This is a genomic window from Streptococcus nidrosiense (assembly GCF_042140045.1).
Classification (GTDB): domain Bacteria; phylum Bacillota; class Bacilli; order Lactobacillales; family Streptococcaceae; genus Streptococcus; species Streptococcus nidrosiense.
In genome coordinates this window covers 50,819-75,208 of sequence record NZ_CP152419.1, presented here as the reverse complement: position 1 = coordinate 75,208, position 24,390 = coordinate 50,819, and the positions used below count along the sequence as shown (strand labels likewise).

Annotated in this window: 25 protein-coding genes and 1 pseudogene; 21 read left to right on the top strand and 5 right to left on the bottom strand. The window is 42.0% G+C overall.

What is annotated here, in order from left to right; all coding sequences use genetic code 11:
• Positions 1 to 2: 2 nt before the first annotated feature.
• From AAFQ93_RS00330 to AAFQ93_RS00320, 3 genes are read left to right on the top strand one after another with little or no spacing between them, the layout of a single operon-like run.
• On the top strand, positions 3 to 1,418 hold the full coding sequence (locus tag AAFQ93_RS00330; RefSeq protein WP_223140156.1) for a Y-family DNA polymerase: 1,416 nt from the start codon (positions 3 to 5) through the stop codon (positions 1,416 to 1,418).
• Complete coding sequence (locus AAFQ93_RS00325) at positions 1,415 to 1,777, top strand: hypothetical protein (protein ID WP_373094192.1); 363 nt, start codon at positions 1,415 to 1,417, stop codon at positions 1,775 to 1,777. The genes AAFQ93_RS00330 and AAFQ93_RS00325 overlap by 4 nt, the downstream gene beginning before the upstream one ends.
• Positions 1,770 to 2,048: a DUF5960 family protein gene (locus tag AAFQ93_RS00320; protein ID WP_223140154.1), complete on the top strand. Its 279-nt coding sequence runs from the start codon at positions 1,770 to 1,772 to the stop codon at positions 2,046 to 2,048. The genes AAFQ93_RS00325 and AAFQ93_RS00320 overlap by 8 nt, the downstream gene beginning before the upstream one ends.
• 301 nt (positions 2,049 to 2,349) lie before the next feature.
• On the opposite strand, the pseudogene AAFQ93_RS00315 reads toward AAFQ93_RS00320, so the two are convergent.
• From AAFQ93_RS00315 to AAFQ93_RS00305, 3 genes and pseudogenes are all read right to left on the bottom strand, one after another.
• Positions 2,350 to 2,929, bottom strand: a pseudogene (locus AAFQ93_RS00315) (hypothetical protein); the annotation flags it as partial.
• 15 nt (positions 2,930 to 2,944) lie between these two features.
• Complete coding sequence (locus tag AAFQ93_RS00310; protein WP_223140152.1) at positions 2,945 to 3,640, bottom strand: ABC transporter ATP-binding protein; 696 nt, start codon at positions 3,638 to 3,640, stop codon at positions 2,945 to 2,947.
• Between the two features lie 3 nt (positions 3,641 to 3,643).
• Complete coding sequence (locus AAFQ93_RS00305) at positions 3,644 to 4,009, bottom strand: GntR family transcriptional regulator (protein ID WP_000119157.1); 366 nt, start codon at positions 4,007 to 4,009, stop codon at positions 3,644 to 3,646.
• A 139-nt stretch (positions 4,010 to 4,148) separates the two neighbouring features.
• On the opposite strand from AAFQ93_RS00305, the gene nrdR reads away from it, so the two are divergent.
• The 6 genes from nrdR to AAFQ93_RS00275 all read left to right on the top strand — a co-directional run bounded on the left by nrdR (position 4,149) and on the right by AAFQ93_RS00275 (position 9,142).
• Positions 4,149 to 4,622, top strand: coding sequence for a transcriptional regulator NrdR (nrdR, locus tag AAFQ93_RS00300; protein WP_001203674.1), 474 nt, complete (start codon positions 4,149 to 4,151; stop codon positions 4,620 to 4,622).
• The gene (locus AAFQ93_RS00295) at positions 4,623 to 5,789 is read left to right on the top strand and encodes a DnaD domain protein (protein ID WP_375555332.1); all 1,167 of its coding nucleotides are present in this window, start codon (positions 4,623 to 4,625) and stop codon (positions 5,787 to 5,789) included.
• On the top strand, positions 5,790 to 6,686 hold the full coding sequence (dnaI, locus tag AAFQ93_RS00290; protein WP_375555331.1) for a primosomal protein DnaI: 897 nt from the start codon (positions 5,790 to 5,792) through the stop codon (positions 6,684 to 6,686).
• On the top strand, positions 6,683 to 7,396 hold the full coding sequence (locus AAFQ93_RS00285; protein ID WP_375555330.1) for an NADPH-dependent oxidoreductase: 714 nt from the start codon (positions 6,683 to 6,685) through the stop codon (positions 7,394 to 7,396). The genes dnaI and AAFQ93_RS00285 overlap by 4 nt, the downstream gene beginning before the upstream one ends.
• Before the next feature lie 13 nt (positions 7,397 to 7,409).
• Positions 7,410 to 8,720 (top strand): ribosome biogenesis GTPase Der, encoded by a 1,311-nt coding sequence (gene der / locus AAFQ93_RS00280; RefSeq protein WP_045762664.1) that lies wholly within the window; start codon positions 7,410 to 7,412, stop codon positions 8,718 to 8,720.
• Between the two features lie 83 nt (positions 8,721 to 8,803).
• A complete protein-coding gene (locus AAFQ93_RS00275; protein WP_375555329.1) occupies positions 8,804 to 9,142 on the top strand; it encodes a hypothetical protein in 339 nt (112 codons plus the stop codon).
• Positions 9,143 to 9,406: 264 nt separating this feature from the next.
• Here AAFQ93_RS00275 and AAFQ93_RS00270 read toward each other — a convergent pair whose 3' ends face one another.
• Positions 9,407 to 14,560: an SIALI-17 repeat-containing surface protein gene (locus tag AAFQ93_RS00270; protein WP_375555328.1), complete on the bottom strand. Its 5,154-nt coding sequence runs from the start codon at positions 14,558 to 14,560 to the stop codon at positions 9,407 to 9,409.
• A gap of 305 nt (positions 14,561 to 14,865) precedes the next feature.
• On the opposite strand from AAFQ93_RS00270, the gene AAFQ93_RS00265 reads away from it, so the two are divergent.
• From AAFQ93_RS00265 to AAFQ93_RS00210, 12 genes are all read left to right on the top strand, one after another.
• Complete coding sequence (locus AAFQ93_RS00265; RefSeq protein WP_060955249.1) at positions 14,866 to 15,111, top strand: YneF family protein; 246 nt, start codon at positions 14,866 to 14,868, stop codon at positions 15,109 to 15,111.
• A gap of 205 nt (positions 15,112 to 15,316) precedes the next feature.
• On the top strand, positions 15,317 to 16,111 hold the full coding sequence (gene racE / locus AAFQ93_RS00260) for a glutamate racemase (protein ID WP_375555327.1): 795 nt from the start codon (positions 15,317 to 15,319) through the stop codon (positions 16,109 to 16,111).
• Complete coding sequence (locus AAFQ93_RS00255) at positions 16,108 to 17,079, top strand: nucleoside-triphosphate diphosphatase (protein ID WP_375555326.1); 972 nt, start codon at positions 16,108 to 16,110, stop codon at positions 17,077 to 17,079. Before racE ends, AAFQ93_RS00255 begins: the two co-directional genes overlap by 4 nt.
• On the top strand, positions 17,055 to 17,576 hold the full coding sequence (locus AAFQ93_RS00250) for a metallophosphoesterase (RefSeq protein WP_375555325.1): 522 nt from the start codon (positions 17,055 to 17,057) through the stop codon (positions 17,574 to 17,576). Before AAFQ93_RS00255 ends, AAFQ93_RS00250 begins: the two co-directional genes overlap by 25 nt.
• Entirely contained in the window at positions 17,573 to 18,034 is a 462-nt protein-coding gene (cbpB, locus tag AAFQ93_RS00245) for a cyclic-di-AMP-binding protein CbpB (RefSeq protein WP_375555324.1), read from the top strand. The genes AAFQ93_RS00250 and cbpB overlap by 4 nt, the downstream gene beginning before the upstream one ends.
• On the top strand, positions 18,031 to 18,765 hold the full coding sequence (gene xerD / locus AAFQ93_RS00240) for a site-specific tyrosine recombinase XerD (protein ID WP_375555323.1): 735 nt from the start codon (positions 18,031 to 18,033) through the stop codon (positions 18,763 to 18,765). Before cbpB ends, xerD begins: the two co-directional genes overlap by 4 nt.
• Positions 18,765 to 19,499, top strand: a complete 735-nt coding sequence (locus AAFQ93_RS00235; RefSeq protein WP_375555322.1) for a segregation/condensation protein A — start codon at positions 18,765 to 18,767, stop codon at positions 19,497 to 19,499. Before xerD ends, AAFQ93_RS00235 begins: the two co-directional genes overlap by 1 nt.
• Before the next feature lie 12 nt (positions 19,500 to 19,511).
• Positions 19,512 to 20,081, top strand: coding sequence for an SMC-Scp complex subunit ScpB (gene scpB / locus AAFQ93_RS00230; protein WP_375555321.1), 570 nt, complete (start codon positions 19,512 to 19,514; stop codon positions 20,079 to 20,081).
• Positions 20,068 to 20,793, top strand: a complete 726-nt coding sequence (locus AAFQ93_RS00225) for a pseudouridine synthase (RefSeq protein ID WP_016466836.1) — start codon at positions 20,068 to 20,070, stop codon at positions 20,791 to 20,793. Before scpB ends, AAFQ93_RS00225 begins: the two co-directional genes overlap by 14 nt.
• Positions 20,793 to 21,047, top strand: coding sequence for a membrane protein insertion efficiency factor YidD (gene yidD / locus AAFQ93_RS00220; protein ID WP_000721871.1), 255 nt, complete (start codon positions 20,793 to 20,795; stop codon positions 21,045 to 21,047). The genes AAFQ93_RS00225 and yidD overlap by 1 nt, the downstream gene beginning before the upstream one ends.
• A gap of 103 nt (positions 21,048 to 21,150) precedes the next feature.
• Positions 21,151 to 22,215, top strand: coding sequence for a glutamyl aminopeptidase (gene pepA, locus AAFQ93_RS00215; protein ID WP_375555320.1), 1,065 nt, complete (start codon positions 21,151 to 21,153; stop codon positions 22,213 to 22,215).
• A 24-nt stretch (positions 22,216 to 22,239) separates the two neighbouring features.
• Positions 22,240 to 22,536, top strand: a complete 297-nt coding sequence (locus tag AAFQ93_RS00210; protein WP_375555319.1) for a bacteriocin immunity protein — start codon at positions 22,240 to 22,242, stop codon at positions 22,534 to 22,536.
• Positions 22,537 to 22,564: 28 nt separating this feature from the next.
• Here AAFQ93_RS00210 and AAFQ93_RS00205 read toward each other — a convergent pair whose 3' ends face one another.
• On the bottom strand, positions 22,565 to 24,196 hold the full coding sequence (locus tag AAFQ93_RS00205) for a Na/Pi cotransporter family protein (RefSeq protein WP_375555318.1): 1,632 nt from the start codon (positions 24,194 to 24,196) through the stop codon (positions 22,565 to 22,567).
• Positions 24,197 to 24,390: the final 194 nt, after the last annotated feature.

Sequence of the window (24,390 nt, the reverse complement as noted above, 5' to 3'; positions counted from 1 at the left end):
CTATGGGCTACTTTGATTATTCCAGAGAGCCCAAAAGTGATATTGCCTTTGTCGATATGAAGTCCTTTTATGCCAGTGTTGAGTGTGTGGAAAGAGGACTTCATCCTCTTAAAACTTCCCTTTGTGTCATGAGTCGAGCGGATAATTCTGTTGGGCTTATTCTTGCCTCCTCACCTATGTTCAAAAAGGTCTTTGGGAAAGCAAATGTAGGCCGTGCTTATGACCTGCCCTTTGATATTAAGACGCGTAAATTTTCCTACTACAATGCCAAGAAACAAGGCTTGCGGACAGACTCAGACTATGTGAAATTTATCGAAGACTGGGCTCGGGTGACCGTGATTGTCCCTCCTCGGATGGATAAGTATATCGCAGTTAATATAGAAATCCAACGAATCTTTCAGAATTATGGCAGTCCAGATGATATTTATCCCTACTCTATTGATGAGGGCTTTATCGATTTGACTAGTTCGCTCAATTATTTTGTTCCAGACCAGCAGATTTCTCGCAAAGATAAGCTGGATATGCTTTCGGCTCGTATCCAGAGGGATATCTGGCGGCAGACAGGGATTTACTCGACGGTGGGCATGTCTAATGCCAATCCTCTGCTTGCTAAGCTAGCCTTGGATAATGAAGCCAAGCACACACCGACCATGAGGGCCAACTGGTCTTACCAAGACGTGGAAGATAAGGTTTGGTCCATTCCAAAGATGACCGATTTTTGGGGGATTGGACATCGGATGGAGAAGCGCTTGAATGCCTTAGGGATTCGTTCAATTAAGGAATTGGCCAATAGCAATCCTGACGTTCTGAAGAAAGAACTTGGTCAAGCTGGACTTCGCTTATGGTTTCATGCCAATGGGATTGACGAGAGTAATGTTCATAAACCCTATAAAGCGAAATCTCACGGCTTGGGCAATTCGCAAATTTTACCGAGAGATTATGTTAAGCAGCGAGATATCGAAATTATACTCCGAGAGATGGCTGAGCAGGTGGCTATCAGGCTTCGAAGAGCTAGTAAAAAGGCGACAGTGGTATCTATTCATCTTGGTTTTTCTAAGCATGAAGAACAACGGTCGATTCATACTCAAATGAAGATTGAGCCGACCAATAACACCAGTATTTTGGTCAGCTATGTATTGAAATTATTCCATAGTAAATACACTTCTGGTGCTGTTAGGAGTGTTGCCATCAGTTATTCAGGATTTGTGGACGAATCCTTTGGATTGATTTCCCTTTTTGATGATGTTGATAAGCTAGAAAAAGAAGAAAGGCTCCAGACGGCCATTGATTCTATTCGAGAGCAATTCGGATTTACTTCTCTCTTGAAGGCGACTGTCTTAGAGGATGCATCGAGAAGTATTGCCAGAAGTAAGCTGATCGGAGGGCATTCTGCTGGAGGATTAGATGGACTCAAATGATTGATCGTTCTTACTTACCTTTTCAATCCGCGAGGGACTACCAGGATCCAGGAATGCAGAAGTGGATGGGATTTTTCTTATCGGAGCATACGAGTTCACTCAGTGAAGAAAAAAATCGTGTCGATTTGTCGACTGATTTGAATCCAGTTGAGAAGTTGTTGTTACTTTCCCAGCTCTACGTTGGGCGGCTAAAAGGCTCTTTTGTGGTCAAGGAGAAAAATCATAAAAGCACGATATTGGGTGAAGTAAGAGAATTATCTCCTCAAGAAATCTCTGTTAAAACTGATGAGGGCTATAGATTGATAAGGGTAGATGATATTCTCGCAATCCAATTATGTCAGGAGGAAGTTCATGACTAGAAAAGAGCTATATGAAAATAAATTGCAGATGGATTATTTCTCAGATGACTACATTCGTTTTGAAGAAGATTTCCAAAAATACTCTGCCATGAATGTACCTCTGACTTTCCTGATTGACGACATTCTACGAACCATGGCCATCAACCAAAAGAACTACTTTGTCTTGAACAAGGAAAATGCCAAGGATGGTAGGGAGCATCGGTTTTATTTTAGGGTGAAGATGTCCGAAAATAAAGCCGTTAGAGGTTTTAAGTATACTTTTTGTATTTAGACAACGAAGAGGCTAGGATAAAAGTCTTTAAAATCAAAAAAACGCATATTATCAGGTATTGAAAAACCTTGATAATATGCGTTTTATCATAGAAAGATCTATTTCATTTTCTGCTAAAATTAAGTTATTGTCCAGCCGTCGTCGATTGATTATTGAAGATTAACTTTATTTTTCAAGATATAGTAGGTTCCGAGATAGAAGGCTGCGCTGAGGATGAGGTCTTTAACGATTTCAAAGGAGATCATCCAATTGTAGTCGATATCTATGCGAAGGTTGAGACCAACAAAGCCGAGAATGGTTTGGATAACAATATAGGCTAAAACGGCAAGAGCTGTACGGTATTCATTAAAGAGTTGTCCAATTGAAATAGACAAGTAGATGCAAAGGATGCTTGCTACAGTGCTAAGGATGAATGAAATCACAGAAAGCCAGAAACTATCCATGTAAAATTTAAAGAGGTATTCGAGAGAAAAGATATCAAGGAAGTTTGCGCCAGTCAGAACTAAAATGATATAAATACTCAAGATAAAGACTAATGAGCTCGCCAGAGACCAGATGAAAGCACCCAAAAGTTTGGATAAAATGATTTGGTGCTCAGATACGGGGAGTGTGAGAGTTAGGTATCCCTGACGATCATAGACACTACCCTTGAAGCGACGGATGATCAAAATCAAGGTTGAAATACTTAAGGTAATGATTAGTCCACCAAAAACTAGAGCCAGAAAAACTAACATAATCATTTGTTGATCAGGTGTATCGATGGATTTTAGGGAATTAGCTTGAACCCCGATAAGGGCAGAAAGAGCCAACACAGCACCATAGAGGGCTAAATACCATTTGTTAACATTTTTAAATTCATAACGAACTAAATTCCAAAACATAATAATCTCCTTTATCTAGGCTTTGAATTCGTGGCGGAAGAGCTGGTCGATAGACTCTCCAGACTCATAGCGAATATCATCAACATTTCCTTGACGGACGACTTTTCCATCCTTGAGGAAGATAATCTCATCCAAGATTGGTTCGATATCTGAAATCAAGTGAGTTGAAATCAAGACAGTCGAAGTTGGAGAGTAGTTGTTAATGATGGTGTTCAAGATATAGTCACGAGCCGCTGGGTCTACACCCCCGATTGGTTCGTCAAGCACGTATAGACGAGCATCACGACTCATGACAAGGATCAACTGAACCTTTTCTTTGTTCCCTTTTGAGAGTTTCTTGAAACGGCTGTTTTCATCAATGCCAAGATCACGAAGGAGACCTTGAGCACGTTCCAGATTAAAATCTTGGTAGAAGGTCTTGAAATAAGTGAGAGCTTCTTTGACCTTCATCTGTTCGTTGAGGTAGGTCGTATCAGGGAGATAAGAAACAATCGCTTTAGTTGCTGGACATGGTTCCATGTCGTTGATAAGGATACGTCCTTCATCAGGTTGGAGCAAGCCGTTGATTAGTTTAATCAAGGTTGTCTTTCCAGAACCGTTTGGGCCAAGGAGGCCAACGATTTTTCCAGCTGGAATTTCAAGGGAAACATTTGTAAGAGCAGGGCTTGCTCCATAGGATTTTGACACATTTTCAAATGCTAACAAGGTCATAGTTTAAACTCCTTCAATATAATCTCTCAAAACAGTCGGTAGTTCTTCTTTTTCATAGCCAAATTCTACCATGCCTGTTACAAACTGTTGCAGCTGTTCTTCTGACAGTTGCTTACGGGATTGGAGGATCAAGTCCAAATCCTCTGTGACAAAGCGTCCAGATGTCCGCTTGGTATAGACAAAGCCTTCTCTCTCCAAGTCCGATAGGGCACGCTGGATGGTGTTGGGATTGACCCCTGCCTCGCTTGCTAATTCTCTAACGGTTGGAAGCTGTTGATTGGGCTCGAGTTTATGGGAAATAATCTGCAATTTGATTTTCTCCATAATCTGCAAATAAATGGGTTTATTGTTATCAAATGTCCAAGACATCACGATCTCCTTTCTAATTACCTTTGTGTTAATTCAATAATACAACAAAACAAAAAACTTGTCAAGCCAAAAGGAGAATTATTTTGGGAATTGTTCAAAAAATGGTATAATGAAAAGAAAACGACAAGGAGGGAAAGGCATGCGTTGTCCAAAATGTGGCGCTACAAAATCAAGTGTGATCGATAGTCGCCAGGCTGAAGAAGGAAATACAATCAGAAGAAGACGTGAGTGTGAAGAGTGTCAGCATCGGTTTACAACCTATGAACGTGTTGAAGAGAGAACGCTGGTTGTGGTAAAAAAAGATGGTACACGGGAACAATTTTCAAGAGATAAAATCTTTAACGGGATTATTCGTTCAGCCCAGAAACGTCCAGTGTCAAGTGATGAGATTGGCATGGTGGTCAATCGCATCGAACAAAAACTCCGTAGTCGCAATGAAAATGAAATTCAGAGTGAGGTTATTGGCTCTTTGGTTATGGAAGAGTTGGCAGAGTTAGATGAGATTACTTATGTACGTTTTGCCAGTGTTTACCGTAGCTTTAAGGATGTGAGTGAACTTGAAAGCCTACTCCAGCAGATCACACAATCCTCTAAAAAGAAAAAGGAAAAATAAATGAAGCCAAATGACCGTTTTTCTTTTGTAAAGAATAATCGGGTGTCGCAAGATACCTCATCAATGGTGCAGTGCTACCTCCCGATTATCGGTCAGGAGGCGCTGAGCCTCTATCTTTATGCTGTGACTTTTTGGGATGGTGGTCAAAAGGAACATCTCTTTGCAGCTATGCTTAATCATCTGAATTTCGGGATGGATACCCTTTTAAAGGCTTTTAAAACTCTAACAGCCATGAAATTGGTGACCCTCTATCAGCAGGGGGAGGCCTATAACTTGTTACTCCATTCTCCCTTATCAACTCAAGAATTTTTACAACATACAGTTTATCGGACTTTGTTAGAAAAAATGATTGGGGATAGTGCGGTTGCAGCCATGAGACAGGAAGGTGTTGAAGGGGAACCTATCTCGGTGTCCTTGAGTCAAATCTTTCCTCAGTTATCTGAGTCTGCGAGTCAAGAAACCTCTGGCAGTCAGCCAGCAGCAGATGATTTTGATTTGGAGCATTTCCGTCAGCTTATGGCTCGCGATGGTCTTCGTTTTAAAGATGAGACTTCGGATGTTCTGGCCTTGTTTGCAATAGCAGACGAGCAGAAGTGGACCTGGTTTGAGACTTATCATGTAGCCAAAGCGACAGCAGTGTCGCAAGTGATTTCTGTCAAACGCATCCGCGAAAAGATAGCGCAAAAGCCTGTGACTTCTGACTTTAGTCCCAAGGAAGCAACCATTATCCGAGAGGCTAAGAGAAAGACAGCCTTGCAGTTCCTTGCTGAGATTAAGCAGACCCGCAAGGGAAGTATTACTCAGACTGAACGGGACCTGCTCCAGCAGATGGCAGCCTTGGGTTTGCTGGATGAAGTGATCAATGTTATCTTGCTCCTAACCTTTAATAAGGTTGATTCAGCTAATATCAATGAAAAATACGCCATGAAGGTGGCTAATGACTACGCCTATCAAAATATTCGTAGTGCCGAGGAGGCTGTCCTCCGTATTCGTGAACGTGGCCAAAAAGCAAAAACGCAAAAGCAAAATCAGACTGCCCCAGCAAAAACCAATGTGCCTAAATGGAGCAATCCTGAATATAAGAATGAAACGAGCGAAGAAACTCGTTTAGAACTAGAACGTAAGAAACAAGAAATGTTAGCTCGATTAGAAAAAGGAGGAGACTAGATGGAAAGTGTCGGAGACGTACTCAAGCGTCAACCAAGCCGATTTCAGTATCAGGATTTGGTCCAGCAAATTGTACAAGATCCTGATGTGGCGGTTTTTATCCAGCAAGCATCCCTCAGCCAAGAAGAGTTAAATCGGAGTATCTCCAAGTTTAATCAATACATCACGGAACGCGATAAGTTCCTCCGAGGAGATACAGACTATATCGCGCGTGGCTACAAGCCTATCCTAGTCATGAACCATGGCTATGCAGATGTCTCTTATGAAGAGACTCCAGAGCTAATCGCGGCAGAAAAAGAAGCGGCGATTAAAAACCGTCTCAAGCTAATCAATCTTCCAGCTAGTCTTAAAAAAGCTAGCCTAGCTCAAGTAGACTTGGATGATTTGGGGCGCTTGCCAGTTTTTGAAAAGCTTTTAGACTTTGTGGAGCAATATCCAGCTATTCGAAAAGGTCTGTACTTATATGGAGACTTTGGTGTGGGTAAAAGTTTCATGGTGGCTGCTCTAGCTCATGATTTATCTGAAAAACGTGGAGTATCTACAACTCTGCTCCACTATCCGAGCTTTGTCATTGATGTCAAAAATGCTATTGGGGATGGCTCTGTCAAAACCTTGGTAGATGAAATCAAGCTGGCAGAAGTTCTGATTTTGGATGATATCGGTGCTGAGCAATCAACACCGTGGGTCCGTGATGAAATCTTGCAGGTGATTCTTCAGTATCGCATGCAGGAAGATTTACCGACTTTCTTTACTTCAAACTTCAATTTTGAAGATTTGGAAAAACATTTTGCAAAAGGCAAGAACGGAAATGACGAAACTTGGGAAGCCAGACGTGTCATGGAACGTATCCGTTACCTTGCTGAAGAAACACAACTAAAAGGAGAAAACCGTCGATGACAGAAACTACAACATTAATGAAGTCCCACTCTTCAGTACGTCGCTTTAAGGAACAAGAAATTCCTCAAGCTGACCTAACTGAAATTTTAACTGCCGCACAAATGGCCTCTTCTTGGAAAAACTTCCAATCTTATTCTGTGATTGTTGTAAGAAGCCAAGAAAAGAAGGATGCCTTATTTGAGCTAGTTCCTCAGGAAGCGATTCGCCAGTCTGCAGCCTTTCTCCTCTTTGTCGGTGACCTAAACCGTGCAGAAAAAGGGGCTCGTCTCCATACGGATGTTTTCCAACCTCAAGGGGTGGAAGGACTCCTCATCACTTCAGTAGATGCTGCGCTTGCTGGGCAAAATACCTTGCTTGCGGCAGAAAGCCTAGGCTACGGTGGAGTGATTATCGGTTTGGTGCGTTACAAGTCTGTTGAATTAGCAGAATTGTTTAAGCTTCCTGACTATACCTATCCAGTCTTTGGGATTGCACTAGGTGTTCCAAATCAAAAGCATGCTGTAAAACCAAGATTGCCACTAGAGAATGTTGTCTTTGAGGAAGAATACCAAGAACAGTCAACTGAGGCAATCGAAGCCTATGACCGTGTACAGACTGAATATGCAGGTGCGCGTGCGACTACAACTTGGAGTCAACGTTTGGCAGAGCAATTCGGCAATCAAGAACCAAGCTCGACTCGAGAAAATCTTGAGCAGAAGAAGTTATTGTAGAAAGTGAGAAAACATGGCCTTACCAACTGTTGCCATTGTGGGACGTCCCAATGTTGGGAAATCAACCCTATTTAACCGTATCGCGGGAGAACGCATCTCAATCGTAGAAGATGTTGAAGGTGTAACGCGAGATCGTATTTATGCCACGGGTGAGTGGCTTAACCGTTCTTTTAGTATGATTGATACTGGAGGGATCGATGATGTCGATGCTCCGTTTATGGAACAAATCAAACACCAGGCAGAAATTGCCATGGAAGAAGCAGATGTTATCGTCTTTGTCGTATCTGGTAAAGAAGGAATTACAGATGCGGACGAATACGTTGCCCGTAAACTTTATAAAACTCATAAACCAGTCATCCTAGCCGTTAACAAGGTTGACAATCCAGAGATGCGAAATGATATCTATGATTTCTACGCTCTAGGTTTGGGCGAACCACTACCGATTTCATCTGTTCATGGTATCGGGACAGGGGATGTACTGGATGCTATCGTTGAAAATCTCCCACATGAAGTTGAAGAAGAAAATCCAGATGTCATTAAATTCAGCTTGATTGGTCGTCCCAATGTCGGAAAATCTAGCTTGATCAATGCCATTTTGGGAGAAGATCGCGTCATTGCCAGCCCTGTCGCTGGTACTACTCGTGATGCCATTGACACTCATTTTACAGATGCTGACGGTCAAGAGTTTACCATGATTGATACTGCTGGTATGCGTAAGTCAGGTAAAGTCTATGAAAATACTGAGAAATACTCTGTCATGCGTGCCATGCGTGCTATTGACCGTTCAGATGTAGTTTTGATGGTCCTCAATGCCGAAGAAGGTATTCGTGAGTATGACAAGCGTATCGCTGGATTTGCCCATGAAGCTGGTAAAGGGATGATTATCGTGGTCAATAAGTGGGATACTCTTGAAAAAGATAACCATACTATGAAAAACTGGGAGGAAGATATCCGTGAGCAGTTCCAATACCTGCCTTACGCACCGATTATCTTTGTATCAGCCTTGACCAAGCAACGTCTCCACAAGTTGCCTGAGATGATCAAGCAAATCAGCGAGAGTCAAAATACCCGTATCCCATCAGCTGTCTTGAATGATGTGATTATGGATGCCATTGCTATCAATCCAACACCGACCGACAAAGGGAAACGCCTCAAGATTTTCTATGCGACACAAGTGGCAACCAAACCACCGACCTTTGTCATCTTTGTCAACGAAGAAGAACTCATGCACTTCTCTTACTTGCGTTTCTTGGAAAATCAAATCCGCAAGGCCTTTGTCTTTGAAGGAACACCAATCCATCTCATCGCAAGAAAACGTAAATAAAAAAGTAGAATCTGGAATGACATTTCCAGATTTTTTTGATAGAATGAAGCTAAAGAAAACGCTATCGAAAAGAGGTGTCGATAATGAAACTGTCGTTTAATCAATTGATACTCTTATTTCCTTGCTTTTGCTTTTTCTATTGGATAGACAATGCTGATAGAAACAGTAAGTTTTTCCCCATCATCTACTATTTCTACTGGATTTATTTTTCCCTTTTAGCTCTATTTAGCCTGGATTTGACAATTTTTTCATTCTTATTTTTCCCTCTTGTTCTGAAACATGTATCAGATATGAGTGCTTGGGGTGTTTGGTTGCTGTTGATAGTCCTATCTCTAGGCAGTGACTGGCTAGACTACATCTTCTTCAAAAAAATGTTTCGTTTGAGACGGGAGTTAGGGAAATCTAAAGGCGGAAGGCATTGATTTATACTCTTCGAAAATCAAATCCGCAAGGCCTTTGTCTTTGAAGGAACACCGATTCACCTGATCGCAAGAAAACGGAAGTAGTGGATGTAAAAAAAGGTAGAGCATCAAGACTTGTTCTACCACTTATCTACCCCACCAAATCATTTGCAAAAGATGTGAACAGGATTTGGTTTGTAGTATATTATTGAAATTGAAAAAGGATGGAATGATTTTCCATCCTTTTTATAGCGGAATAAATTTATATTCCTAGGGGGACAATGTTTAATCTTTCTTACCTTTTAGTAAGAAGGTAGCTGAGAGGGCTAGGCTGAGACTTGCCATAAAGAGGAGAGGGCTAGCTTGTTCACCTGTGGCTGGGAGTTGTTTGTCATTCGTAGAGACCTGATCATTGGCTTCATTACTTTCAACCAATGGTTTTGTGGTTTCTAGGTTTCTTTCTTCCGTATGAGCTGGGACAGGTTTAACAGTTGAGCCTTCTGTCTTGTAAACAATAGCGTAGGTGCTCACGTCAAAAGTAATAAACTCAATCATACCATCTCGAATGGTGAATTCTTGTGGTTTTAATTCACTTGTTGAAGTTAATTGATAAAGTTCTTGAACATCACCTGAAATTGGTAGTTGAACGAGTACAGCACCTTTTGGTTGAACTGGTTGTCCATCTTTATCCTTGAGTTGAAGAGTGTAAGCATCGTATTTCTTGCCCAAGAGTTCTTTGTTTTCAACTTTTTGACTATCGAGGTAGCTTGCGCCTTCGAGTTCAGTTGTTCCACTAATAACTTGAACTCTTGTAGTCCTGTCTTTCAATACTTTGAGTTTAAACTCAGGAATTGTGTTACTTGGCGCGGCTTGACCACTACCTGTTCCAATAGGTTTGGTATATTCAGGCCTTTCCACAGTAGGTGCTTTCTGGTCCCCAACAGTTCCGATAGGTTTGGTATATTCAGGTCTTTCCACAGTAGGTGCCTCCTGATCCCCAGCAGTTCCGACAGGACCAGTGTATTCAGGTCTTTCCACAGTAGGCGCTTCCTGATCCCCAGCAGTTCCGATAGGACCAGTGTATTCAGGTCTTTCCACAGTAGGTGCTTCTTGATCCCCAGCAGTTCCGATAGGACCAGTGTATTCAGGTCTTTCCACAGTAGGTGCCTCCTGCTCCCCAGCAGTACCAATAGGATCTGTGTACTCAGGAATGGTTACTACTGGAGCAGGCTCATCCCCTTTACTTGTTTGGATTTTTTCTTCCACTGGACTAGTTTCATCCTTAGGAAATACTGTTACAACAGAGCTGCTTATTGTTTTTCCTTGGATGGCATAAGCTTCTATCGGATTACCAGCTTTACGATCTGTAGTTTCAGGGATGTCTAGTTGGACCTTATTATCCTTGATGGTTAGAACAGTTTGTTCACCTGATGTGACAAGATGGTCATCATCGACTTTTCTGAGTAGAAGAGGATCCTTGATACCAGGGAAGGTGACAGCGACTCCATCCCAATTACCAGTTGGTAGGGTTAAGGTAACAGTCTTATCTTTGGACTTAATAGGATCAAGGATTGGACTATCGAGAGACACAGATGGTGCCTTTAAGATATCAAAGGAATCAAGAGAGATTTTCTTTCGCCCTTCTGGAGAATCTGGATCTACTTTCAAAGTTAGGACGTGATCACCATCAGCTAGATTTGTGAATTCGCCAATCAAAGCACCTTTTTCTGTTGCTCCTGGAGTGAAGAAGTCAAGGGCTGGCATCTCTTTGCCATCCAGTGTGACAAGTGCCTTGCCTAGTGATGCTGTTTTTAATCCATAGATTCGGATACCTGTTCCAGAGAATGGGATGGTTGCAGTGGCTTCAGAAGCGAGGCTATCATCAGCGTTGATGTCAGCGTATTTTTCTGTAGAAGCATATAGTTCTGCATCGCTCCAATCCTTAAACATGGAACCATACTGGATTCGAGGGTCACGGTCGTCAATCTTCTCAACAGTTGCTCCTTGGCCTGGGAAGACTTTGAAGTAATCGAGAGAAATTTTTGCACGCTCGTTTGTACGTCCTTTGTGCTCGCGCTTAACAGTGATGGTCATGAGGTGAGAACCTGAAGAAAGATTTGTATAATGACCGATTAGGACACCTTTTTCAGTTGCTCCTGCTGTATAGAAGTCAAGTTCTCCAACAGATTTACCATCGATTTTAACGTCAGCAAGTCCCAATTGAGATGACTTGAGTCCGTAGATTTCAATACTAGGTCCATTGAATGGAATAGTTGCAGTCGCATCCTTATCGGAGTAATTTCCATTTGAGATATCGGCGTATTTTTCTGTTCCGCCAAAGAGTTCTGAATCAGCCCAGTTTCCATAAGCAGAGCCGTACTGGATGCGCTTGTCACGGTCATCCATCAACTCAGTGAAGGCATCGATAGAAGCAGGATCTGAAACTGGTGTTGTACGGTCCCCTAGCATAGCCTTAACGCTATAAGTATAGGCATGACTAGAATCAATCGAGCGATCGATAAAGTGAGTTTGGTTGGTGATGAACTCACGAACGCTAGGAGTTTGGCTGTTTTCATCCTTGCTTTCTCGTCGGATGACATAATAAGTTGCTCCCTCAACTGTGTTAAAGTCGAGTTCAGCTGTGACGGAATCTTTTCGAAGGGCTGATAAGCGAGTCACTCGTCCAGGGAAGTTTTCAAAGGTAATGACATCACCTTTTTGAGTCGCAAGTTGGATACGGTTATCTTTGAGGCGACTAGCTTGAACTTCCTTGCCATTAATCTTGATAATACTAGATTCGATATTTGGATAGTCTACGACTAAGTCTCCACCAACATTAGAAAGGAAAGATAGCGTTTCAAGATTTTTCTCTTTCCATTTCATGCTGACTTCAAAGTTACCACGAGCGACTAAGCCTGAGACTTGACCGTCTTTCCAAGCATCTGGAAGGGCTGGTAATGGGGCAATGTAGCCTGTGTGAGACTGAAGGAGCATTTCTGCCATACCGCTGGTTGCACCAAAGTTTCCATCGATTTGGAAAGGTGCGTGGGTATCCCAGAGGTTTTCTAGGGTTGAAGATCTAAGCTGTTCTGCCAACAAACGGTGGGCACGATTTCCATCTAAGAGACGAGCCCAGAGGTTGATTTTATTGGCCTTAGACCAACCAGTTCCACCATCTCCACGGTGGTTTAGGGTTGCGCGTGCAGCTTCTAGATATTCAGGTTGATCCTTGCCAAATAGAGTACCTGGGAAGAGTCCAACTAGATGAGAAACGTGGCGGTGATGGTTTTCAATGCCTTCGTTGGTGAATTGTGGGCTGTCTTCTTCGTACCATTCCTTGATACGGCCGTCTTGGTTGATATGAAGTGGTTTGAGCTTATCAAATTTAGCCTTCACTTCTGTCACCAAATCTTGGTCGACTTTCAGATGATTGGCTGCTTCCATATAGTCGTGGAATAACTGCCAAACTAGAGATTGGTCAAAGGTATTCCCAATCGTGATGGTTCCATGTTCTGGCGAGTAAGATGGAGAAGAAACCCAACGGTCACTAGCCTTGTCGTAGTGCAAGAAGGAATTCCAGAACTTGGCAGTTTCCTTGAGCATTGGATAAATCTTTTCTTTAAGATAAGTTTCATCCTTGGTGAATTTATAGTAGTCATAGACGTTTTGCATCATCCAAGCATTGGCAGCTGGAGACCAACCCCAATAATAGTTCCAGCCAGGAGTAGTCCAGCCAAATGGAGTCGCCTGAGTATGAACCAACCAACCGTTTTCTTGACCTTCTTTGGATTCGATACCTGCATATTCTTTAGCAGTGATACGGCCATAGTAACGCATGTCATCGATATAATTGATCATTGGCTTAGCCGTTTCTGAGAGATTACTCATGTAGGCAGGCCAGTAGTTCATTTGTAGGTTGACATTGAGGTGGTAGTCTGAGTTCCAAGGTGGATTATCTACAGCATTCCAGACCCCTTGCAAGTTGGCAGGGAGGGCATCTGTCCGGTTACGAGAAGAACTGATCAGTAGGTAACGTCCGTATTGGAAGAAGAGTTCTTCTAGCTTTTGACCTTTTGTTGGATTATAGGTTTGGAGAGCTTCTTTTGTAGTTTGATTAGACTTGCTACCGCCGAGGTTTAGTTGAACACGATTGAAAAGGCTTTGGTAATCCTTGATGTGGTCATTTTTCAGAGTCTCATAGTTTTTGGCTTTGGCAGCTTCTACGATAGATTTGACAGTTTTTTCTACATCAATATCCTTGCGATAATTAGTTTTTGGATTTTGAGCAAAATTAGTCTTGGCACTGAGTAGCAGTGTTGCATAACTGGCTCCAGTGACAGTCAAATAACCATCTTGAGCAGTGACTTGTCCGTCCGTCTTGATACCAAGATAGGAAGCAAATTTCAGACCATTATCTTTGACAGTTCCCTTGAGTAAAATACCATTAGAATCAACGCTCACAGTCCCTTGTTTGTACTTAGAATTCTCCCAAGAATAGTCTCCGTTAGCAATCAAATCTTCAGTCAAGCTATTCCAAAGGGTAAAATCAAGCGTCTTATCTCCCTTTTTAGTCAAGTGGGTAACAGTGACGTCGTCTGGATAACTAGAGAAGGTTTCTCGTTTGAAACTTGTCCCATCTTGAGTATAGGAGGTAGTTGTGATAGCTTCAGAAATGTCTAAGCCACGATGATAGTCAGTAACATTTTCCAAGCCCTTCTTCTGGTTATTAAAGACCATGAAGATATCACCGAAGGCTAGGTAGCGACCGTATTGGGCATTATTTGGCCCAACCAAATTTCTCTCTGCTAGTTGTTTGGCTTTTTGACGATCACCGTCCTCTAGGGCCTTACGGATTTCAGCTAAGACTTTGTAGCGGTCCTTGTAGTTTCCTCCATTGTAGTCTTGACTATCTGGCTGTGGGCCTCCAGACCAAAGTGTTTTTTCGTTGTACTGGATTCTTTCTTCACCGATGAGTCCGAAAACCTTGGCACCCATTTCTCCATTTCCGACTGGCAGGGCTTGTTTTTCCCATCCATCATAGGAAGGAGCAGTTGGTTGGTTGTAATGTAGTTCGTAATGTTCTTGCTTGTTCACAGGAAGTTCTGGTTTCTCGCTCTCCTTATTGTCAGCAGGGGCGGTAGTAGCACTTGTCTCTGACTGACTACTAGTTTGAGGTAGTTCTGTCCCTGGGTTTGTTTGCTTTTCAGCTGATTCAGCTACAGGCTGAGTCTCTGTGTTAGAAGTAACAACTTCCTCAACTTTGGTGTCCGGTTTAGCAGAGGTTTCAGTAATGGTTGCCTCACTTTCCGGAATCTCGACACCATCAGCGGCTACACCCTGTGCTGCTAAAAAAACAGCACCAAGTAAAACAGAGGCAGCTCCGACACTTAGTTTGCGGATGCTATACTTACAGGATTTTTCCCAATATCTCTTATCCACAAAATTCTCCTTTCTCAAATCTGTAAGCGCATACATTCTCTTTTAAAAAAATAAGTCTTGCAGAAATATGTGTGATTTTTTCAGATAATCTTAATATAACAAATAAACAAAACTATTGCAAGGGCTTTCAGGAGAAATGACTTTATTTTACCAAATTTTAGTTCTTTTTAATTCTATTGAAAAAGATCAGAGATAAAAAATAATCTGAGTAATTACCAACCCTTATGAAAGCGTAACTCAAACTAGTCAGGCGTGGGACTTTATGGTATAATATAGAAGATTCAAAAAGAAACAGGAGAAATGTTATGAACCTTATTTTAGCAATTGTATTGATTCTTTTAGCTTTTCTAGGAGGAGCTCTTGGAGGTATGTACTTGGTGCGCAAGCAAATCGAAAAAGAATTTGCGGATAACCCACGTTTGAATGCAGAAGCAGTTCGTACTCTGTTGAGTGCAAGCGGTCAAAAGCCAAGCGAAGCTAAAGTACAACAAGTTTACCACCAAATCATTCGCCAACAAAAAGCAGCCCTTGCTAACAATAAAAAGAAATAAATAGGAAAAGTCTGGGATGAAAGTTCCAGACTTCTCACTATGTTTGACTGATATTTAGAGACAAGACTTTTTCCTTGCATTCTATTGATATTTGATTATGATTAAGAGGGAGACAGTCGGGAGCTATCCAGTCTGTCAGAAATTTCAGGAAGAAATGTAATGATAATGAACTATCAATCAGAAAAAATACTAGAAAGAAGACTGTATGGATAATCGACCAATTGGTTTTTTGGATTCGGGTGTCGGGGGCTTGACGGTTGTGCGTGAACTCATGCGCCAGCTTCCCCATGAAGAAATCGTCTATATTGGAGATTCGGCACGGGCTCCCTATGGTCCCCGGCCTGCTGAGCAGATTCGTGAATATACTTGGCAGCTGGTCAACTTTCTTTTGACCAAGGATGTTAAGATGATTGTTATTGCTTGTAATACAGCAACGGCAGTCGTCTGGGAAGAGATTAAAGCTAAGTTGGATATTCCGGTGCTGGGTGTGATTTTGCCTGGTGCATCAGCAGCTATCAAAGCGAGTCAGGGTGGGAAGATCGGTGTGATTGGAACTCCGATGACGGTAAAATCAGATATTTATCGACAAAAGATTCATGATCTAGACCCAGATTTACAAGTGGAAAGCTTGGCCTGCCCTAAGTTTGCTCCCTTGGTCGAGTCAGGTGCTCTATCGACCAGTGTAACCAAGAAAGTTGTCTATGAAACCTTGCGTCCCTTGGTCGGAAAAGTAGATAGCTTGATTTTAGGCTGTACCCATTATCCGCTTCTTAGACTTATCATCCAAAATGTCATGGGGCCTAAGGTTCAGCTGATCGATAGTGGAGCTGAGTGTGTGCGTGATATTTCTGTCTTGCTCAATTACTTTGAGATTAACCGTAGCCGAGATGCGGCGCCCCTTCAACACCGTTTTTATACAACTGCAAATAGCCAAAGTTTTGCCCAGATAGGAGCAGAATGGCTGGAAAAAGAGATTCATGTGGAGCATGTAACATTATGACAAACAAAATTTATGAATACAAGGACGACCAGGACTGGTATGTTGGATCCTACAGTGTTTTTGGTGGCATTCGGACTTTGACGGATGATGACTTAGAGCTTCCTTTGTTTGATTTAGCCAAAATCTTTCGAGATGAGGAGCGAGGATTTCCGCTTTCAGTCACTGTTTTACGATACGGTTCAGCCTATCGCTTACTCTCTTTTGTGGTAGATATTCTCAACCAAGAAGCGGACCGAAACTTGGAAGTCATTCAACGTCAGGGTGCCTTGCTCTTAGTTGAAAATGGACAACTTCTGCATGTCGAATTGCCAAAAGAAGGAGTAAATGTTCAAGACTTTTTCGAGACAAATAAAGTCAGAGAAACCTTGTTGATTGCAACTCGTAACGAGGGTAAAACCAAGGAATTTCGTGCGATCTTTGACAAACTGGGCTATGACGTAGAAAATCTAAATGATTATCCAGACCTACCTGAAGTTGCTGAAACTGGTATGACCTTTGAAGAAAATGCTCGCCTCAAGGCTGAAACTATCTCTAAATTAACAGGCAAGATGGTTTTAGCTGATGACTCTGGTCTTAAAGTTGATGTCCTCGGTGGATTACCAGGTGTCTGGTCAGCTCGTTTCGCAGGAGTAGGGGCTACTGACCAAGAAAATAATGCTAAACTCTTGCACGAGTTGGCTATGGTCTTTGAACTCAAGGACCGTTCGGCACAATTCCACACCACCCTGGTCGTAGCTAGCCCAGGTAAGGAAAGCTTGGTTGTCGAAGCTGACTGGCCAGGTTATATTAACTTTGAACCTAAGGGTGAAAATGGTTTTGGTTATGATCCGCTCTTCTTAGTAGGAGAAACTGGTAAATCATCAGCTGAATTAACCCTCGAAGAAAAAAATAGTCAATCCCACCGTGCCTTAGCCGTTAAGAAACTTTTGGAGGTATTTCCATCATGGCAAAGCAAACCATCATTGTAATGAGTGACTCCCACGGAGATAGCTTGATTGTAGAAGAAATCCGTAACCGCTATTTGGGGAAAGTCGATGCTATTTTTCACGATGGTGACTCTGAGCTTCGCCCAGATTCACCCCTCTGGGAAGGAATCCAAGTAGTCAGAGGGAACATGGATTTTTATTCAGATTATCCAGAACGCTTGGTGACTCAACTAGGCCCTACCAAGATCATCCAGGCCCATGGACACTTATTTGATATTAACTTCAATTTCCAAAAGCTTGATTTCTGGGCGCAGGAAGAAGATGCAGATATTTGCCTTTATGGTCACTTGCATGTTCCAAATGCTTGGATGGAAGGAAAGACCCTCTTTTTAAATCCAGGTTCTATCAGTCAGCCACGTGGGACCATCAGAGAATGTCTCTATGCCCGTGTAGAGATTGATGATAGCTACTTTAAAGTGGACTTTTTGACACGTAACCATGAGGTCTATCCAGGCTTATCCAAGGAGTTTGCTCGATGATTGCCAAAGAGTTTGAACAGTTTTTACTGGAGCAAGAGGAAACCTTTTTAACTCCTGCTGAAAATTTGGCTGTACTCATTGATAGCCACAATGCAGATCATGCAATTCTCCTCCTTAGCCAGATGACCTATACCAGAGTGCCAGTAGTGACTGATGAGAAAGAATTTGTCGGAACCATTGGACTTAGAGACATTCTGGCCTACCAGATGGAGCAGAGCTTGAGTCAGGAAGCTATGGCAGACACGGATATTGTACATATGACCAAGAAGGACGTAGCAGTTGTCAGTCCAGACTATACACTGACGGATGTTTTACATAAGTTAGTGGATGAGTCTTTCCTACCAGTCGTTGACAAGGATGGTATCTTCCAAGGCATTATCACACGGAAATCAATCCTTAAGGCTGTCAATGCTCTCTTGCATGACTTTAGTAAGGGATATGAGATTCGAAGCAAATGAGAGAAGGAATTTCAGCATTTTTAGAAGAAAAACAAGGTTTGTCTGTAAATTCTAAGCAATCCTATAAGTATGACTTGGAGCAGTTTTTAGATTTGATTGGAGAACGAATCTCTGAGACAAGTTTAAAAATCTACCAAGCTCAACTATCAAATTTTAAAATTAGTGCCCAAAAGCGTAAGGTTTCTGCTTGCAATCAATTTCTTTACTTTTTATACCAGAAGGGGAAAATTGACACCTTTTATCGTTTAGAATTGCCGAAACAGGCTGAGAAAAAGCAAGTTCAGTCAGAACTTTTAGACCTCAGTTCTTTCTGGCAAGAAAGTGCTTATCCAGAAGGACGCTTGCTAGCCTTGTTAATAGTAGAATTGGGCCTCTTGCCGAGTGAAATTCTAGCCTTAAAAACAAGTGATGTGAACCTAGATTTTCAAGTGTTGAGAGTCAATAAAGCTTCTCAACAAAGAATCTTGAGCCTTCCCACAAACCTGCTTGCAGAGTTAGAACCCTTGATGGGACAGACCTACCTCTTTGAAAAAGCTGGGAAGCCATACTCTCGTCAATGGGCCTTTCGACAGTTAGAAGCCTTTCTAAAAGAAAGAAGTTTTTCAGACTTATCTGCCCAAGGATTGAGAGAACAGTTTATATTAAGACAAATTGAAGAAAAGGTTGACTTGTACGAAATCGCTAAAAAATTAGGATTAAAGACAGTCATGACCTTGGAAAAATATAGATAATGGATATTAAATTAAAAGATTTTGAAGGGCCTTTGGATCTTCTTTTGCACTTGGTTTCAAAGTACCAGATGGATATCTATGATGTACCGATTACAGAGGTTATCGAGCAATATCTAGCCTATATCTCGACCTTACAAGCCATGCGTTTGGAAGTCGCAGGTGAGTACATGGTCATGGCTAGTCAACTCATGCTGATCAAGAGTCGCAAGCTCTTGCCAAAGGTTGCAGAAGTGACAGATCTAGAGGATGACCTAGAGCAGGACCTCTTTTCTCAAATCGAAGAATACCGCAAGTTTAAACTTTTGGGAGAGCAGTTGGAAGAGAAACATCAAGAACGAGCTCAATATTACTCAAAAGCACCTACAGAGCTGATTTATGAGGATGCTGAACTTGTGCATGATAAGACGACGATTGATCTTTTCTTAGCCTTTTCAAACTTGCTTTCCAAGAAAAAGGAAGAATTCTCGCAAAATCATACAACCATTCTACGAGATGAGTATAAGATTGAGGATATGATGGTTATCGTCCGAGAAGCCTTGGTTGACGGAGAGCAATTGCGCTTGCAGGATTTGTTTAAAGAAACCAAGGATTTACAAGAGGTCATCACGCTCTTTTTAGCAACCTTGGAGTTGATTAAAACCCAAGAAATTCTCTTAATTCAAAAAGAGAGCTTTGGAGATATCTATCTCCTGAAAAAGAATGAGGAAAATCAAGTAGAACAAAGTCAGGCTTGATAGAGAGGAAATATGAGTACTTTAGCAGAAATAGAAGCGCTCTTGTTTGTAGCGGGTGAAGAGGGTATTAGGATTCGCCAGTTGGCTGAGGTCCTATCACTTCCACCGACTGGGATTCAGCAGAGTCTAGAAAAATTAGCCAAAAAGTATGAAAAAGACCAGGATTCTAGTCTAGCCCTGATTGAGACAGGTGGTGCTTATAGATTAGTCACCAAGCCTCAATTTGCAGCCATTTTGAAAGAATACTCTAAGGCACCCATCAATCAGAGCCTGTCTCGGGCTGCCCTTGAAACCTTGTCCATCATTGCCTACAAGCAGCCTATCACACGGATAGAGATCGATGCTATTCGGGGGGTTAATTCAAGTGGAGCGCTAGCTAAGTTGCAAGCCTTTGACTTGATAAAAGAAGACGGGAAAAAAGAGGTTCTTGGACGCCCTAATCTCTATGTAACGACGGATTATTTCCTAGATTACATGGGCATTAACCATTTGGAAGAGTTGCCCGTGATTGATGAGCTTGATATTCAAGCACAAGAAAGCCAATTATTTGGTGAAAGGATAGAAGAAGATGAGAATCAATAAATATATTGCCCACGCAGGTGTGGCCAGTAGGAGAAAAGCAGAAGAGTTGATCAAGCAAGGATTGGTGACGGTTAACGGCCAAGTGGTTCGTGAACTAGCAACGACTATCAAGTCAGGCGACAAGGTCGAAGTTGAAGGTCAACCCATCTATAACGAAGAAAAGGTCTACTATCTGCTCAATAAACCACGCGGTGTGATTTCCAGTGTGACAGATGACAAGGGTCGTAAGACTGTTGTAGATCTCTTACCCAATGTAAAAGAACGTATTTACCCTGTGGGACGTTTGGACTGGGATACATCAGGTGTTTTGATTTTGACCAATGATGGGGACTTTACAGATGAGATGATTCACCCTCGTAATGAGATTGATAAGGTCTATGTTGCGCGTGTGAAAGGAATTGCCAACAAAGAAAATCTTCGTCCCTTGACTCGAGGGGTTGAGATTGATGGCAAGAAAACCAAGCCAGCTGTTTATGAGATTCTTAAAGTAGATCCAGTTAAAAACCGTTCAGTTGTACAGTTGACAATCCATGAGGGACGCAATCACCAGGTCAAAAAAATGTTTGAAGCTGTTGGTCTCCAAGTAGATAAACTCTCTCGAACTCGTTTTGGTCATCTAGACTTGACAGGACTTCGTCCAGGAGAATCACGTCGTCTCAATAAAAAAGAAATCAGCCAACTACACACCATGGCTGTAACCAATAATAAATAATGAAAAAAATCTTAATTGCGCCAGTGCGCTTTTACCAGCGCTTTATCTCGCCGGCTTTTCCACCTTCTTGCAGATTTGAGCCTAGTTGTTCAAACTATATGATTCAGGCTATTGAAAAACATGGATTCAAGGGAGTTTTGATGGGCTTGGCTAGGATATTACGTTGCCATCCTTGGTCTGAAACGGGTAAAGATCCAGTACCAGACTACTTTTCATTAAAACGAAATACAAGAGAAGAAGGATCACATTTGTGATTCTTTTATTGTTATAAGAGTAAGTTACTTGGTAAAATGTTGATTTCCACTACCTTTCTCCTATAAAAAGTGGTAAAATGGTTGAAAGAAAGAAGGGATAGAAATGACAACATTATTTTCTAAAATCAAAGAAGTAACAGAACTTTCCGCTATCTCAGGTCATGAAGCACCTGTTCGAGCTTATCTTCGTGAAAAATTAACACCTCACGTGGATGAAGTCGTGACTGATGGCTTGGGTGGTATTTTTGGGGTTAAACACTCAGAAGTTGAAAATGCACCTCGTGTTTTGGTAGCCTCTCACATGGATGAAGTTGGTTTTATGGTTAGTGAAATCAAAGCAGACGGCACCTTCCGAGTAGTCAGCATTGGTGGTTGGAACCCTATGGTTGTTAGCAGCCAGCGTTTTAAACTCTTTACGCGCCAAGGACGTGAAATTCCAGTCATCTCAGGTTCAGTACCTCCACATTTGACTCGAGGCACAGGTGGCCCAACCATGCCAGCTATTTCAGATATCGTTTTTGACGGTGGTTTTGCGGATAAGGAAGAAGCTGAAAGTTTTGGTATCCGTCCTGGGGACACAATCGTGCCAGATAGTAGCGCAATCCTAACTGCTAATGAAAAAAATATCATCTCAAAAGCATGGGATAACCGTTATGGAGTTCTCATGGTTAGCGAGTTGGCTGAAAACTTGTCAGGTCAAAAACTGGGAAATGAACTTTACCTTGGTGCAAATGTGCAAGAGGAAGTTGGACTTCGTGGTGCCCATGCATCTACAACTAAATTTGATCCAGAAGTATTCCTTGCGGTGGATTGCTCACCAGCAGGTGATGTTTATGGTGGTCAAGGTAAGATTGGTGATGGAACCTTGATTCGTTTCTACGATCCAGGTCACTTGCTTCTCCCAGGCATGAAGGACTTCTTTTTGACAACTGCTGAAGAAGCTGGAATCAAATACCAATACTATTGTGGAAAAGGTGGTACAGATGCAGGAGCAGCTCATTTGAAAAATGGTGGTGTTCCATCTACAACAATCGGTGTTTGTGCCCGTTATATCCACTCTCATCAAACACTTTATGCTATGGACGATTTCCTTGAAGCTCAAGCTTTCTTACAAGCCTTGGTGAAAAAATTAGATCGCTCTACTGTAGATTTGATTAAAAACTATTAAACAGAAAAGATGGAGGTGATAGGTATGGAAGAACCAAACCTAGAAACCTTGATACGGGACCTTTACAATCATGCCCGTCAAAATTTGAGTGAAGATTTAGTGGCTGCACTCCTAGCAACTGCTAAGCAGTTGCCCAGCACCAATGAGCGCTTGCTTGCAGTACGGCTATCAGGTCTGGTCACTCTTGAACTTCTCAAGAATCCCAAGACCCCAGCGCCAGAGTTAGTCAATCTGGCCAGCTTTATCCAAAAGGAAGAAGCTAGGTATAAGGGAGCAGCTGCATCTTCCATTATGATTGGCGAGCTATTTAAAATGCTTTGATTCGAAAGAATCAAAGCATTTTTTTATCTTAAATTTGTTCAGCCAAAACTTTTTCAGCAAGGTTCATAGCGTGGTCTGACACACGAGTGTAGTGTGAAATGATGTCGATAAAGTTGACACCAGCTTGGGTAGAACATTCGCCGTTGTTGAGACGTTTGATGTGAGTCTTACGAAGGACGCGTTCCATCTTGTTGATGGCTTCATGGCGTTCAATAAGAGCTTGAGCTTTTTCAAGGTCATTGTTTTCAACACTCTCAAGAGCATCTTTAACGAAATCGCTTGTTTGACGGTAAATCTCTTCCAACTCTTCTAGAGCTGAGTTAGAGAATTGAACATTCTTGCGTTGCAAGTAGTCGTTAAGATTAATCAAAGCTTCAGCGTGGTCACCGATACGTTCCAAGTCTCGAGAAGAGTCAAGGATGTTGGTTAAGACTTCACTCTCTTTTTGGCTCAATGCTTCACTAGATAGACTAATGAGGTAACGTGTTAATTTCTCGTCGATTGTGTTGATAGCTTCTTCGGTCTTGTGTCCTTTTTCAGCTACTTTTTCGTTAGAATTGATAATGTAGTCGTAAGAAAGGTCAAATGCTTTTACAGCATAGTTTCCTAGGTGCAAGAGTTCTTTCTTGGCATTTCCTAGGGCGATAGAAGGAGCTTGCTTGATGAGTTGTTCATCCAGGTAAAGAGGTTCGTATTTAACAACTTCGTCTTCACCAGGGATTAGCTTAGTAACAAAGTAAGCCAAAGCACCGATGAATGGGAATTGTACAATGGTGTTACTGACGTTAAAGGCACCGTGTGAGAAGGCAATCGTCATCTCAGGTGAGAGGTGAAGTAGTGCCTGGAAGTACTCGATCATCGAAGTGAATGGGCCTAACAAAATCAAACAGAGGATGGTTCCTAAAACGTTAAAGGTAACGTGAGTTGCTGCAACTCGTTTAGCAGAGATGTTTGCTCCGGCTGCTGCGATGATAACGGTTAAGGTTGTACCGATATTATCTCCGAATAGGACTGGTAGTGACCCTTTGAGGTCGAGGAATCCACCTGCATAAAGACCTTGTAGGATCCCGATGGTTGCAGAAGAAGCCTGAATCAGAACGGTAATAACTGCACCAGCCACAACTCCCAAGATAGGATTTTGACCCAAGGTAACCATGTATTCCTTGAACTGAGGCAAGTCTTTAAGAGGGCTCATCCCAGTACTAATGAGGTTGAGGGCATAGAAGATACCACCCACACCAAAAAGGATACGTCCAATATTATTTGCAGTACGGTTTTTTGTAAAGAATAAGAACATGGTTCCAAGGAAAATCAAGGGTAGGGCATACTCGCCAAGTTTAAAACCGATGATGAAGGACGTTACGGTCGTTCCAATATTGGCGCCCATGATAATCCCGATGGCCTGTCTAAGGGTGAGGAGACTAGCACTGACTAGTCCAACCGTAATAACCGTTACACCTGTACTTGACTGGATGAGGGCAGTGACGACAATCCCCACTAAGACCCCTAAGAAGGGATTACTTGTGTACTTGTCAATGTAATATCGAAGGCGGTCTCCAGCAGCTTGTTGCAAACCGTCTCCCATGGTCTTGATACTATATAAAAATAGACCCAGACCACCTAAAAAGTGAAAAATAATTTCCTGCCAATTAATGGACATTTTCTTTTTCCTCCGAAAAATAATCGCGGAATTTCTCCCATTCTATTTTAAAGGATAAAAGTAAATCTAACAAGTAGTAAATGATTTTTTTTTTTAAGAAAATGTTAAATTTATTCTAAAAATGGAGCTTGATTGTCTAATTTATATTAATTCTTCACTTCTTTATAGTTCTTGAAGGGCTAGTGTTGACTCTT

Excerpts from the sequence above, each read along its gene's own strand:
- racE (WP_375555327.1), top strand. The coding sequence starts at position 15,317 with ATGGATAATCGACCAATTGGTTTTTTGGATTCGGGTGTCGGGGGCTTG.
- AAFQ93_RS00250 (WP_375555325.1), top strand. The coding sequence starts at position 17,055 with ATGGCAAAGCAAACCATCATTGTAATGAGTGACTCCCACGGAGATAGC.
- AAFQ93_RS00330 (WP_223140156.1), top strand. The coding sequence starts at position 3 with ATGGGCTACTTTGATTATTCCAGAGAGCCCAAAAGTGATATTGCCTTT.
- AAFQ93_RS00275 (WP_375555329.1), top strand. The coding sequence starts at position 8,804 with ATGAAACTGTCGTTTAATCAATTGATACTCTTATTTCCTTGCTTTTGC.
- AAFQ93_RS00320 (WP_223140154.1), top strand. The coding sequence starts at position 1,770 with ATGACTAGAAAAGAGCTATATGAAAATAAATTGCAGATGGATTATTTC.
- yidD (WP_000721871.1), top strand. The coding sequence starts at position 20,793 with ATGAAAAAAATCTTAATTGCGCCAGTGCGCTTTTACCAGCGCTTTATC.
- AAFQ93_RS00295 (WP_375555332.1), top strand. The coding sequence starts at position 4,623 with ATGAAGCCAAATGACCGTTTTTCTTTTGTAAAGAATAATCGGGTGTCG.
- AAFQ93_RS00255 (WP_375555326.1), top strand. The coding sequence starts at position 16,108 with ATGACAAACAAAATTTATGAATACAAGGACGACCAGGACTGGTATGTT.
- dnaI (WP_375555331.1), top strand. The coding sequence starts at position 5,790 with ATGGAAAGTGTCGGAGACGTACTCAAGCGTCAACCAAGCCGATTTCAG.
- AAFQ93_RS00310 (WP_223140152.1), bottom strand. The coding sequence starts at position 3,640 with ATGACCTTGTTAGCATTTGAAAATGTGTCAAAATCCTATGGAGCAAGC.
- cbpB (WP_375555324.1), top strand. The coding sequence starts at position 17,573 with ATGATTGCCAAAGAGTTTGAACAGTTTTTACTGGAGCAAGAGGAAACC.
- AAFQ93_RS00235 (WP_375555322.1), top strand. The coding sequence starts at position 18,765 with ATGGATATTAAATTAAAAGATTTTGAAGGGCCTTTGGATCTTCTTTTG.
- AAFQ93_RS00325 (WP_373094192.1), top strand. The coding sequence starts at position 1,415 with ATGATTGATCGTTCTTACTTACCTTTTCAATCCGCGAGGGACTACCAG.
- AAFQ93_RS00210 (WP_375555319.1), top strand. The coding sequence starts at position 22,240 with ATGGAAGAACCAAACCTAGAAACCTTGATACGGGACCTTTACAATCAT.
- AAFQ93_RS00285 (WP_375555330.1), top strand. The coding sequence starts at position 6,683 with ATGACAGAAACTACAACATTAATGAAGTCCCACTCTTCAGTACGTCGC.
- AAFQ93_RS00225 (WP_016466836.1), top strand. The coding sequence starts at position 20,068 with ATGAGAATCAATAAATATATTGCCCACGCAGGTGTGGCCAGTAGGAGA.
- nrdR (WP_001203674.1), top strand. The coding sequence starts at position 4,149 with ATGCGTTGTCCAAAATGTGGCGCTACAAAATCAAGTGTGATCGATAGT.
- AAFQ93_RS00265 (WP_060955249.1), top strand. The coding sequence starts at position 14,866 with ATGAACCTTATTTTAGCAATTGTATTGATTCTTTTAGCTTTTCTAGGA.
- scpB (WP_375555321.1), top strand. The coding sequence starts at position 19,512 with ATGAGTACTTTAGCAGAAATAGAAGCGCTCTTGTTTGTAGCGGGTGAA.
- AAFQ93_RS00205 (WP_375555318.1), bottom strand. The coding sequence starts at position 24,196 with ATGTCCATTAATTGGCAGGAAATTATTTTTCACTTTTTAGGTGGTCTG.
- pepA (WP_375555320.1), top strand. The coding sequence starts at position 21,151 with ATGACAACATTATTTTCTAAAATCAAAGAAGTAACAGAACTTTCCGCT.
- AAFQ93_RS00305 (WP_000119157.1), bottom strand. The coding sequence starts at position 4,009 with ATGTCTTGGACATTTGATAACAATAAACCCATTTATTTGCAGATTATG.
- xerD (WP_375555323.1), top strand. The coding sequence starts at position 18,031 with ATGAGAGAAGGAATTTCAGCATTTTTAGAAGAAAAACAAGGTTTGTCT.
- der (WP_045762664.1), top strand. The coding sequence starts at position 7,410 with ATGGCCTTACCAACTGTTGCCATTGTGGGACGTCCCAATGTTGGGAAA.